This window comes from Vibrio sp. 10N.261.46.E11, from assembly GCF_041472735.1.
In the GTDB taxonomy this organism is placed as follows: Bacteria; Pseudomonadota; Gammaproteobacteria; order Enterobacterales; family Vibrionaceae; genus Vibrio.
Genome location: NZ_JBFRQW010000043.1, coordinates 8,973 through 21,350, shown reverse-complemented (window position 1 = coordinate 21,350; position 12,378 = coordinate 8,973). Strand labels below are relative to the sequence as shown.

Genomic DNA, 12,378 nt, shown 5'->3' with positions numbered 1-12,378 from the left:
CTCGCATCTCGCATCTCGCAGTATATTACAAGCAATAAAAAGCCCCGCAAGCTTTCACTTGCGGGGCTTTTTTAGCTAATTGAGAAAAAGGCTAATTACTTACCAGCTTCTTTTTCTGCTTTAACTTTTGCAATCACTTCGTCAGCAACGTTAGTTGGACATGGTGCGTATTGTGCGAATTCCATAGAGAATTGGCCACGACCAGAAGTGATAGTACGTAGGTGACCGATGTAGCCGAACATCTCAGAAAGAGGTACGTCAGCTTTAATACGAACACCAGTAACGCCAGCTTGTTGATCTTTGATCATGCCACGACGACGGTTAAGGTCACCGATAACATCACCAACGTGATCGTCTGGAGTGAACACGTCAACGTTCATGATAGGCTCAAGAAGTTGCGCGCCAGCTTTAGGCATAGATTGACGGAATGCACCTTTCGCTGCGATTTCAAATGCGATAGCAGATGAATCGACTGCGTGGAAGCCACCATCGAACAGTTCAACTTCAACGTCTAGAGTTGGGAAGCCAGCTAGTACGCCGTTTTCCATCATAGATGCGAAGCCTTTCTCAACTGCAGGCCAGAATTCTTTAGGAACGTTACCGCCCACAACTACAGAGTTGAACTTGAAGCCAGAACCTGCTTCGCCTGGTTTGATACGGTAATCGATCTTACCGAATTGACCAGAACCACCAGATTGCTTCTTGTGTGTGTAGCTATCTTCAATTGCTTGAGTGATAGTTTCACGGTAAGCAACTTGAGGAGCACCTACAGTTAGGTCAACGCCGTATGTACGCTTAAGGATATCTACCTTGATGTCTAGGTGAAGCTCACCCATACCTTTCAGGATAGTTTCGCCAGTCTCTTCGTCAGTCTCAACTTGGAAAGATGGATCTTCTGCAACCATTTTACCGATCGCGATACCCATTTTCTCAGAACCGCCTTTATCTTTTGGAGATACAGCGATTGAGATTACTGGAGTTGGGAATACCATTGGCTCAAGCGTTACTTGGTGCTTAGGATCACATAGAGTGTGACCAGTTTGCACGTTCTTCATACCAACGATCGCAATGATGTCACCAGCTTGTGCGCTAGTTAGTTCGTTACGGTCATCAGCTTGCATCTCAACCATACGGCCAACACGTTCTGTCTTGCCAGTGAATGAGTTAAGAATCGTGTCACCTTTGTTCAGTTTACCAGAGTAAATACGAACGAAAGTTAGAGCACCGAAGCGGTCATCCATGATTTTGAATGCAAGCGCTTTGAAAGTTTCATCTGTAGAAACGATAGCGTGTTCGCCAGTTTCTTCGCCGTTCTCATCCATTAGAGGTTGAGGATCAACTTCAGTTGGTGCTGGTAGGTAATCTACTACAGCATCAAGGATAAGTTGCATACCTTTGTTCTTGAACGCAGAACCACAGAACGTAGGGAAGAATGCGATATCACGAGTACCTTTACGGATACAACGCTTGATGTCTTCGATAGAAGGCTCTTCACCTTCCATGTAAGCTTCCATCAGGTCATCGTCTTGCTCTACAGCAGTTTCGATTAGCTCTTCACGGTATTGCTCAACGTCATCAACCATGTCCGCAGGAACATCTGTGATTTCGTAGTTTTCAGGAAGACCAGTGTCATCCCAAACGTATGCTTTACGGCTTAGTAGGTCTACAACACCAACGAATTCGTCTTCACGACCAATTGGTAGAACCATAACTAGAGGAGTAGCACCTAGAACGTTTTTAACTTGGTCAACAACGTTGTAGAAATCTGCACCCATACGGTCTAGTTTGTTAACGAAGATCAGACGAGATACTTCTGATTCGTTAGCGTAGCGCCAGTTGGTTTCTGATTGAGGTTCAACACCACCAGAACCACAGAATACACCGATACCGCCATCAAGAACTTTAAGAGAACGGTATACTTCAACTGTGAAGTCAACGTGTCCAGGAGTATCGATAACGTTTAGACGGTGATCGTTCCAAAAACAGCTTACAGCTGCTGATTGGATAGTAATTCCGCGCTCAGCTTCCTGTTCCATGAAGTCAGTAGTTGATTCGCCATCATGTACTTCACCAGTCTTGTGGATCTGACCAGTTAGCTTAAGGATACGCTCAGTGGTAGTTGTTTTACCCGCATCAACGTGCGCGAAAATACCAATGTTTCTGTATTTCGATAAATCTGCCATTGTCTTACTCTGTTAATAGGATATAAAATGCGAGCAGAGTATAGCACAATCTTTCAAGACTGATACCCTTGCTTGCGCTTGTAATTAAAAATAACTGTTCCGCGAATTCTACCCTAATTAGAGAAGTAAATATCCGCTTTTTTAGGCTTAATTTCGGAACATTCCTGTCATTAGTTGTGTTGATGACAGCTAAATCCTAGCCGTAAAATCAACAAACGAACAGTTTACCACTTAAAGTTCACTCGCAAACCACACCTCACTAACTCAGGCTCAAATATCAAACACCTCTCTCCAATCTTGCTTCATTGAAATGCTATGAATTGATGTAAACTGAGTCGACATTTCAATATTTACTAATGGATTGAAGGGATATAGATACTCCCTAGATGCATCATCATGGTTAACCAGAGCACACACGCTGTTTTTGTGAGATTGATGAACCCACTTCAACATACTCAAATCATTAAACGTATTGCCTATAGCGATGACTGGTACCCCCTTAAAGTGCTCTTTGAAATGCTCAACTTTTTCTTGTCCAAGATTAAGCGCAATAGAACAGCTTGGCGATGACACATCAAAGGAAGAACCTAGAACATCTTCCATTGGTATACCGAGTACCTCTTCACTCCATGCTTGTACAAATTGCTTTGTACTGCCTGAATTAATCACACACCGAAAACCATGGTGTTGCAGCAAACGAATAAGCTGAAGCATAGGTTGATAGACCAACTGAGCGTACGGTACTTGAAACCTAGGGTGCCGAGCACTACACACCCATCGCTTAGCTTTCTTTTGATAAACTTTATGATCTTCATTAGCAAACACTGTGTGATAAAGACGATACAAATTCATCATTATAGTGAGTGATTCATCTTCAACGGTTTTCAATAAACTTAGAACCGTTAGATGATGCTGTTTGTATTCATCCAGAGCTAGGCACGCTTCCAACTCATCGCGCCAAAAACGCATTTCAACCAATCCCGGAGTTTCACACCATAACGTGCCGTCAAGGTCAAAAACGGCCATTCTATTTTGATTCACAATAGAGTGAGGGGAATTAGGAGCATCCCACATCAATAAATTACGTTTGAGCTGACGAATGAAGGAGCAATCATTCCATAGAGAAAGTGAGTCGTTCATAGCTCTCACCTTTCGTTTTGGAGCAAGCATTGTTCATCAGCTTGGTTCGTTGCTTGAACTTCAACACTTGCAGAGGTTTGTTGGTGAGTATTCCAATCGGTTATCTCCGTAAGATCGGTATTGAAGCCGAAGAGTCGCCCACTCCAAATCAACACTTGCCAGACTAATATTCCAAATGGGACATACCCCATATAACCAAGCAATGGCATCTCAGTCGGCAACGTCAGAAACTCAAGATTGACATAAGGGATGTCATATACCCAATAATTTGGATTGGTGATGATAATGGGCTCAGGGTGAGCACTGCCATAGTTCCACATTTCCCAAAAGAAACCGTTACATAAAGCCGCTAAACCAATCATTGCAGAAGCCGTCCAATCTCCATTCGCAATCACCCCTTGAAAAGGGTTCCAAACACCTTGCTTTTGTAACACGCCAGTCATCACTGCCATAGGCCCAACCCATACAGCCCAAAAGAGCACCTTAGGGAAAAACACCATGAAGAATATGAGTACTAAGCCGCCATAGATAAGTAAATTAGGGGAGAAGTTCCATCTTGGACCCTGTCGATATTTAACTTTCAATGCAGGGAAGGTTGATAACAAAGTATACCACTGCATGATTGCAGGTGTTACGGTTGTATAAGTCAAACAAAATATCACTACCGTAACCGTTCGAGACAGTGAGGTGTTATCCGCATTAGGGTAATACCAATTTTCTAAAACAAAGTAATCATAATACTCAAAATACATCCAGCCAAAAAAAGAAATCACGCCACTAAATAACAGCAAGATTGGTCGCGTAGCAAAAAGTGAACGGCCACCATTACGATGAAAAACAATCCCATCTAAGAAGAAAATCCCGCCCCACCATAATGGAGTAAATGCATAGTACACCCAAGGGGTAAGTGATAGGTCTCGACTCCACATTAACCACCAACAGGCAAACATGATCACTCCTCCCGTATAGAACCACCAAGGCAAAGAAACTTTGGGTGGTTTAGGTGGTACCTCCCCTTTAGGTTTAAAACCAACAATGGTGGGACAGAACAATACACACAGAGCCCATATCACAGCGACTAACATCACTGAAAAGTAAAGGAAGTTAAAACTAGGTTCATTCACAACAAATTGAGGAGGAAACTCTAAGAAGTGCGGTGGTAAGTGCTTATCTGGATATTTAAAGTAAGATGCCAGTAGAGGCACGATTAACGTAGCCCAAATAGGTAAAATAAGTTTTATTTTCATAATTAATAGCAGCCTGTAACAGCACTATGCTGATAACTCTTTCTTTTGTTTTTTGTTTACGTACATTGCTTGGTCAGCAGCTTGTACTGCGGCTTGACATTCAGAGTAATCATCAAACTTAGCGCCTCCAAAGCTCACACCAATCACATCACCAAACTCTCGCTTTAGAGACAGATCTACTGAGTTTAAAGCTTGAATCGAGGCTTGGTACTGGTTAGAAGGGGTAATAACCCCAAACTCATCGCCTGAAATTCTGAAGAGGCGACTTTCATTCGGAATTGTTTGTGCTAATTGCGTAGAAAATGACAGTAATAACCTGTCCCCCATATCATGACCGTGTGTATCGTTACATAGCTTTAAACCATCCAAATCAATGTAGATAAAAGACTCCCCTTCGCCTAGGTTAAGCAGCTGTTTTTCCATTGCATATCGATTCGGTAATTGAGTGAGTGGATCGGTATGAGCAATCTTCAGCATTTCCTTTGCTTTTTGTAAGGCGTATGATTTTTCACCTTCGACACGTGTCATTTTATAAGCCAGCAAACATGATAAGAGAATAACTTCACAAGCAACGGCAATTAAGCCGATATGTGACATATAGATGGTTTGCAAACCCGCAATTTGTTCTTGAGTGATTGCTATACCACCGAGAGTAACGAAGCCAATATTTGCAAGTAGATACAACCTCGCAGTCATACTTCCCTTAAATACCATTGTAAGACCTGCAGCAAGTCCATAAGCCATGAAAACACCAACCGCAAATCGATTAAATTCATTCTGGAGTTCAGGTAAGAATATTGAGAAAAGAATAAAGAGAACAAAAACACTCAAGATGCCTACCCCGAAATACCACAATACAGGGGTGCGATGTTTGGTCACATTCAAAAGCGACATAACAAAGATGATATAGGCTATGTTAGAGAATAAGATTGGCCAACTCGCCCCACCAAACCAAGTAATCCCGAACAAGTCACTCGCGACCAATAGCGAAGTACTGTTAAATAATAAATTACCGAGAATAAAGATGGCATAACTAAAATCTACAAGACTTGCCCGAGAAACAGAGAGTACGATGTAATAGATAAATAAACTAAAGAAAATGCCTATCCCACCTAAACTAATAGCATTTCCTAAACGAATATCCGCAATATAGTCCATTTGATCCATAACGAATGGGGTAGGCGGTGCGATATTAAATCGAGAGTTTTGATAAGTGATTAAGCGATAAGAACCTTGTTCAAGCTCAAGGCTCTTACCGTTTCGAAGGAAGAATATGCTGGACTCGGGAACAGACAACCCGCCGTGCAATACAGCAACCAATTTAGCTTTGGTACTGTTAGAGCCTCGTGTAAAAAGAAAATGTTGGAACTCCCCAATAAGTGTTGAGTTCCTAAAATCGATAACCACATCTCCCCTCTTGGTTAGAGAGAAGTCCAAGATACTGGTTTGAGTTCCTCCCATGAGATTAAAACCTTCGGCGGGAATTAAACCGGCTTTATGTTCATGGTAATTTTCTAACTTGTTTATAGCTGCAAACGAAACAAAAGACTCTAGCTGATACCAAGTAACAGGAGCCTGCTCGATACTTTGAAGGTTTTTTCCCAAGGCTACTGATGAAAATATAAAAAGTAAAATTGCAGCCCAACATCTTAAGAACATATTCTTCCGTTTATTTGCTCTGAGTAATTACCTCGCGATTATGCAACAATACGGGATTGATTCACAGCACGAATAAACCTTTATAACAAGTATTACAAAGAAAAATCATTCATCAAAAAAACTAAAGTTCATCAAAGGCTTCTATCGCCTCTGACAATTTCTTAACCCCATGGATCTGCATTCCTGGAATGCCACCTTTAGGCATGTTAGCAGCTGGTACAATGGCTCTCTTGAAGCCGTGTTTAAACGCCTCATTTAAGCGCTCTTGACCGCTCGGTACAGGTCGAATCTCACCAGCAAGGCCTACTTCGCCAAAAACCACCACATCTTTTGGCAATGCGCGGTCTCTGAAACTCGAAAGTAAAGCCATTACCAATGCAAGATCAGCACTGGTTTCGGTTACTTTAACACCACCAACGACATTCACAAACACATCTTGGTCAGCCATTTGTAAGCCGCCGTGTTTATGCAGCACGGCTAGTAACAATGACAGTCGATTTTGCTCGAGACCAACAGCGACACGACGTGGGTTAGCCAGCTGCGAATAATCCACCAGCGCTTGGATTTCAACAAGGAGTGGACGCGTTCCTTCCCAAACTACCATCACTGAACTGCCTGAGGTTTCTTCTTCACCACGAGACAGAAAAATAGCCGATGGATTGCTAACTTCTTTTAGCCCTTGCCCTGTCATAGCAAACACACCTAGCTCATTCACTGCACCAAAACGGTTCTTGTGGCTGCGCAAGGTTCTAAAACGACTGTCCGTCCCGCCATCTAGCAGTACCGAACAGTCAATAATGTGTTCAAGTACTTTGGGGCCAGCTAATGTGCCATCTTTAGTTACGTGCCCGACTAGGAACACGGCAACGTTGTTCTGTTTCGCGTAACGCGTTAATGCGGTTGCCGATTCGCGCACTTGCGCCACACTGCCCGGAGAAGATTGGACATCAGCAACGTGCATAACTTGAATTGAATCGATAACCATGATCTTAGGCTGCTCTCTTTCTGCAACCTGACAGATTTTATCAACATTGGTTTCAGAGAGCATTTTGAGATGCTCTTTTGGTAACCCTAATCGAGATGCTCGCATCGCAACTTGTTGAAGAGATTCTTCGCCAGTGACATAAAGTGTCGGTAACTGGGAAGAAAGCTGACACATAGTCTGCAATAACAGCGTTGATTTACCGGCACCAGGGTTACCACCAATAAGAATCGCAGCGCCAGGTACAACACCACCACCAAGTACACGATCAAGCTCTTTGAAGCCACTACTAAAGCGCGGGACCTCTTGCAAGTCGATTTCCGATAGCGTTTGAACCGAAGATTCAGTTGCACCACCAGCGTAACCACTTAGTCGTTCATTGCGCGCGACCTGAGGTGAAGCGGCTAACCTAACTTCTGTAATCGTGTTCCAAGCACCACATGCATTGCACTGCCCTTGCCAACGTGGAAAATCAGCACCACAGTCATTACACACATAAGCTCGCTTTGCCTTAGCCATAAAACCTCAATAATTTGCTTGGTAACGGGTAAATGTTGCTATTTTGTGACCCCGTTGACCGTACAGGTGAAAATAAAAGTTGCAGTAGGGCCACGAATACCTAAAGATCAAATACAACTCGTCGATAACAATAACGCACCATCCATTCTAACAAGAAAAGTATGCAGCAATCTGAAATTCTATCTGTAGCAGAACGACTTATTCCGGCCTACCATGCCGAAGATTTCGAATTCCTTCTTTCTCAAATGACAGAAGGCGAATCGCCGTCTCTAAAACTGCTCGTTAAAATGGAACTGAATCGTATCATGGCTCCGTGCACAAAGAGCATTGATTTACGCGGGCGTATTGATAATGAATGTCATCAATTCACGCTAGACGAGCGTAAACATTGGCTTGATGACATAGCTTTGAACGCGTATCAGCGGGGTACTAAAAAATTTAAAGGTTATACCGAGGGCGTGTGGGAGTTAGTGATGACTCCTCGCATTCAACCTCTTCGGAATATTGTTAAAACACCCTCTCAAGATGATCAAGATATCACTAACGCTGATAGTCCCTATGAAGCAGAAGCCATTAACCTCGGTTACGATTTAAAACGCAAAGAAAACAGGCTCAAGATTAGCTCACAGGTTGAAATCACCACACCGAAAGGACAAAACCTATATGGTGTGACGGTTGATATTTCTCCGTCTGGTGCAAAGTTCAAAGTTCCAAGAACGTTTAAATACAACCTAGGGGAAATCATCAGTGTTAAATTCACAGAGCTTGTCGAAAAGTCGCTAGAGGCCGATGTTAATGAAGCGGTTGAATTTCGTATTCTGGGCATTGATGAATCTTACGAGAACAATGCCGTTAAATTTTTAAGATGCATAAGAATCAGCGATACAACGAGTGTGGCTCGTTTACTCGATGAATCTCTAAATAGCGTCAGTAAGAAAACCAGCCATGAGAATCAAGATAGGCTCATCCGAACGCGAACTCGCGGTATTGAACACACCTATCTAAAGTACACCTGTAATCTCCCTCTATTCTTCAGTGGTAGTGAGTTGAAGCTCGCCCTACTCACGGATAACAATCATCCCCAATGGCAATACTGGCATGATGAGCGTAACCAACAGGCTCTAGGTACTCTATTCAACGAACAACGCATGAACTTACTGGCAAAGCCTGGAGTGAAGGGAACCAGTAACGTTATCTACTCTTTTACCCATGAACATAAAAATAAGACCTTGTTCTACTCGATGATGCTACCTGAAGCTTCTCGTGAAGAGAGGCAACTGTTCTGGCACATCGGCGGTAAACGTAAAAGTTGGAAAGCGTTCAAATTCTCGGTTTTCGAATTATCCGACTCTGAGCGACAAGCCTTAGCTGAGCATTCAGATACGCTTGCTCAAAGCTCAGCGCTGCTGACTCATTGTGGTATCTTGCAAGAGATCGGTGATCACGAAAGTGCTGCCGATTATCTATTAAGTGAAAAACCACGCATTCCAAGCAGTGACCTTAATCGCTTTCGTCATCCGAGAACGGTGGTAGGGAACATTCAAAGTATCTACTTTGACTCCCAAAGTCGTCGTAAAGAACCGAGATATAGCTTTAAATCGCCTATTCAATTTACTTCGCAAGATAGTCCAACAATAAATGGACACACCGTAGATATCTCAAAACGTGGACTAAGCATTACCCTTGAGCAACCGATGGTACTCAAGATTGACGATCCTGTTGTAGTAAATTTCAATGAACTGCAACTCTATGATAAAAACTTGCCGCTAAGCACAGTGCCTTACCACGTAATTCGTGTAAGCCCGAACGGTTGCAACGTCCAATTGGTTATCACCGAAAATGCAAAAACAATGCGCACTATCGCCTTCCTCAACGGGCTTATCGATCAGAACCAAAGTAAGCTAAATAAAAAACAAGAAATACTGCCTACCGATTCACTGCTCAAATCACTGCACACTGTTTTGCTTAACAAAATGGTCAGTAATCCAATCTTCATTGATAAGCCGGGCTCAACGTTGCGTTGTAAACTCATTGGCGTGAACTTCCCACTGAATAAACATCTAGCATTACTGGCTAAACTTGGGCACAACCAAAAGTTCTCACTCGAACCTATTTTTAAAGGTCACTCTAATTCCCTATTGGCTGAACCACTCAAAAGAATTGAGGGCGCAGAGCCAAAACATCATGATGTCTATATTGCTGCGGTAAAGTTTGGTAACAAAATTCAATCTGTACATACGAAGTTGGTTAAAGACTTTGCCTCTACGAAAGAACGTATCTCGTTCATTAAGAATGCACAAGATCTGGGTGATGTGTATGTACTGCGAGTCACTACCGCACCGATCTTTAATCCATTAACCAGTTTATTCCAATCAGACTTAGCCGAGCTTGCCCGCATCAGTATGCACCAAGCGAAGAAGTTAGAGAGTGAGGTCACCGCTTTTATTGGTTATGGTGAGATAGAAGACATCACCGATGAAGTATTGATTCGATTGGAACTCTCGCACTAATACCAATCGTAGTAAATAACTGGTCACCCTAGCTGGTTAAAACGCTTGATAACTGCGTTAGAGATTTTGATAGTAGAATAACTACTTATCGAAAATCTCTGCCTTGTTCTCAAGCTTTTTCCTGCGCTATTTCTGATCACTTACTTACTGTGATTGGTATAAATAACCAGATCAACTTACCGGTTTGTCGACTTATCGGATTTAAAAATAGAAAAAGCAGGCTCGTCACCTGCTTTTTTGTATCCGTTATACCGCCCTAAATATGACTAAGGCTTCGCTTGCCAGCTGATTTTTTGCTGCTTAGCTAATACGCCTGACAAGATACAAAGCACCCCACCTAAGCCAGCATAACGCACAGCAGTTTGAGCCTGTTGTTCAACTTTCGGTTTTGCATGATAAGCAATCCCTAAACCGGCAGAACCCATCATAACCAAGTCATTGGCACCATCACCCACGGCAACGGTGTTATGCAGTTCCAGTTCATAATCTTCAGCAAGTTCTACCAAGATATCCGCTTTGGTCTGTGCGGAAACAACATCGCCTAATACTTCACCCGTCAATTTACCATTAACGATCTCTAGCGTGTTTGATTGAGCGTGGTCAAGATCAAGCGTATCTTTCAGGTAGTCTGAGAAATAAGTAAAACCACCCGATGCGATCGCCGTCTTCCAGCCAAGTTTATTAAGAGTATTCACCAGCTCAACCAAGTCTGGCATGAATGGTAATGACTGGCGCACTTGCTCTAAAATAGTTTCATCAGCGCCTTTCAGTGCTCCCACTCGTTGACGCAGGCTCTGTTCAAAGTCAAGCTCGCCTTGCATCGCGCGCTCTGTGATTTCAGAAACTAACTCTCCAACTCCTGCGAGCTTTGCTATTTCATCGATGCATTCAATTTGAATTGCTGTGGAGTCCATATCCATCACAATCAAACCTGGCTTAGATAAGTCTGGGACCTCGCTAAGGCAAGCATAATCAAGCTTCAATGCTTGTAAAATTTCTTCGTGTGCAGGGGTTAAGTTCCCTGACATCAGGGCTACTTCATAATGTCCCACCTTCCACGTATCGAGGATGGTGTTGTAGGTACCTGTGAAAAAGTCGATGTCATCGAATGATTGTGGAGATAGATACTCACCGAACACAATCCAATTGGCTTTAGATTTTGCGAGTTGAGAAGCGAAACGAGTCTCGGGGAGTCGGGTTAATAATGTCGTATGCCTTTTAATCGGCAAATATTTCTGAGCGTCCATGTGTATGATTCCTAATTAACTATGCTAAACGTTAACCTATTGCAATTTGAAAACGCAAGTCTCAATATGTCTTAATCATAACATTTGTTTATTTCAGGCTTCGTGAAACATGAATGAATCATTGTTCTCAATACGTAACGCTTTACGAGTACTAGCCCTAATTTTGTTGGCTGCTATGTTCGTGGTAACAATTAAAAACACAGTAGTGATCAGTAAAGGTAATGAGAAGATCCAAGCAAAGCAGCTGGAAACACTGACCAAACTACTGATCTCACAGGCATCACTTTCAGCCAGCAAGATGATCACTCAACAAGACCAAGAACGCCTGCTAGAGCTAACTAACCAACTGTCTCAGGATCGATTGGTATTTGATACCACCATCTACGATGCTGAGGGTATTCGACTTGCTTCGAGTGAAAAAGCGCTCTCGGTACGCGAGGTTCTTGGCTTAGATACGCCACTTTCAACGGCAAGTATTGGCAGGCAACAACTCGTTGAACCAATTTACTCTCCAGAGAATACGATCATTGGCTTTATCCGCGTGACTTTTGAAACGGGAAAAATGACAGCTATCTCTGATCATCACTACCGTAAGAGCGATCGCTACATGATCGGTATGGTTTTAATGGGGTTTGTTAGTGGCGTGATGTTCATTATGCTTATTCGTAAGAGAAAGGCTAAGTCTGGGGAAAACTGGTTGCTTAAAAATGTCAGTTCTTAACAGCTTATACCAATCACAGTAAGTAAGTGATCAGAAATAGCGCAGGAAAAAAGCTTGAGAACAAGGCGTGATTTTCTGATAAGTAGTTATTCTACAATCAAAAATCACAACGCAGTTATCGAGTGTTTTAACTAGCTAGGCTGACCAGTTATTTACTACGATTGGTATTA

The 12,378-nt window shown here is 42.7% G+C and carries 8 protein-coding genes; 2 read left to right on the top strand and 6 right to left on the bottom strand.

What is annotated here, in order from left to right:
* Nucleotides 1–95: 95 nt before the first annotated feature.
* The 5 genes from fusA to radA all read right to left on the bottom strand — a co-directional run bounded on the left by fusA (nt 96) and on the right by radA (nt 7,730).
* Nucleotides 96–2,183, bottom strand: a complete 2,088-nt coding sequence (gene fusA, locus AB4407_RS14495) for an elongation factor G (protein ID WP_019819832.1) — start codon at nt 2,181–2,183, stop codon at nt 96–98.
* Nucleotides 2,184–2,453: 270 nt separating this feature from the next.
* Nucleotides 2,454–3,323 (bottom strand): HAD family hydrolase, encoded by an 870-nt coding sequence (locus AB4407_RS14490; RefSeq protein WP_372121066.1) that lies wholly within the window; start codon nt 3,321–3,323, stop codon nt 2,454–2,456.
* A 5-nt stretch (nt 3,324–3,328) separates the two neighbouring features.
* Nucleotides 3,329–4,570, bottom strand: a complete 1,242-nt coding sequence (locus AB4407_RS14485) for a mechanosensitive ion channel protein MscS (RefSeq protein ID WP_372121065.1) — start codon at nt 4,568–4,570, stop codon at nt 3,329–3,331.
* A gap of 24 nt (nt 4,571–4,594) precedes the next feature.
* Complete coding sequence (locus AB4407_RS14480) at nt 4,595–6,229, bottom strand: diguanylate cyclase domain-containing protein (protein ID WP_372121064.1); 1,635 nt, start codon at nt 6,227–6,229, stop codon at nt 4,595–4,597.
* A gap of 121 nt (nt 6,230–6,350) precedes the next feature.
* Entirely contained in the window at nt 6,351–7,730 is a 1,380-nt protein-coding gene (radA, locus tag AB4407_RS14475; RefSeq protein ID WP_372121063.1) for a DNA repair protein RadA, read from the bottom strand.
* Between the two features lie 161 nt (nt 7,731–7,891).
* Here radA and AB4407_RS14470 point away from each other — a divergent pair, with 161 nt between their 5' ends.
* Nucleotides 7,892–10,240 (top strand): PilZ domain-containing protein, encoded by a 2,349-nt coding sequence (locus tag AB4407_RS14470; protein ID WP_372121062.1) that lies wholly within the window; start codon nt 7,892–7,894, stop codon nt 10,238–10,240.
* Between the two features lie 266 nt (nt 10,241–10,506).
* Here AB4407_RS14470 and serB read toward each other — a convergent pair whose 3' ends face one another.
* Complete coding sequence (serB, locus tag AB4407_RS14465) at nt 10,507–11,487, bottom strand: phosphoserine phosphatase (protein WP_372121061.1); 981 nt, start codon at nt 11,485–11,487, stop codon at nt 10,507–10,509.
* A gap of 109 nt (nt 11,488–11,596) precedes the next feature.
* Between serB and AB4407_RS14460 the strand changes: the two genes are divergently transcribed.
* Nucleotides 11,597–12,208 (top strand): YtjB family periplasmic protein, encoded by a 612-nt coding sequence (locus AB4407_RS14460; protein WP_372121060.1) that lies wholly within the window; start codon nt 11,597–11,599, stop codon nt 12,206–12,208.
* Nucleotides 12,209–12,378 lie beyond the last annotated feature (170 nt).

Coding starts and splice junctions, on each gene's coding strand:
- AB4407_RS14485 (WP_372121065.1), bottom strand. CDS start 4,570: ATGAAAATAAAACTTATTTTACCTATTTGGGCTACGTTAATCGTGCCT.
- fusA (WP_019819832.1), bottom strand. CDS start 2,183: ATGGCAGATTTATCGAAATACAGAAACATTGGTATTTTCGCGCACGTT.
- serB (WP_372121061.1), bottom strand. CDS start 11,487: ATGGACGCTCAGAAATATTTGCCGATTAAAAGGCATACGACATTATTA.
- AB4407_RS14470 (WP_372121062.1), top strand. CDS start 7,892: ATGCAGCAATCTGAAATTCTATCTGTAGCAGAACGACTTATTCCGGCC.
- radA (WP_372121063.1), bottom strand. CDS start 7,730: ATGGCTAAGGCAAAGCGAGCTTATGTGTGTAATGACTGTGGTGCTGAT.
- AB4407_RS14480 (WP_372121064.1), bottom strand. CDS start 6,229: ATGTTCTTAAGATGTTGGGCTGCAATTTTACTTTTTATATTTTCATCA.
- AB4407_RS14460 (WP_372121060.1), top strand. CDS start 11,597: ATGAATGAATCATTGTTCTCAATACGTAACGCTTTACGAGTACTAGCC.
- AB4407_RS14490 (WP_372121066.1), bottom strand. CDS start 3,323: ATGAACGACTCACTTTCTCTATGGAATGATTGCTCCTTCATTCGTCAG.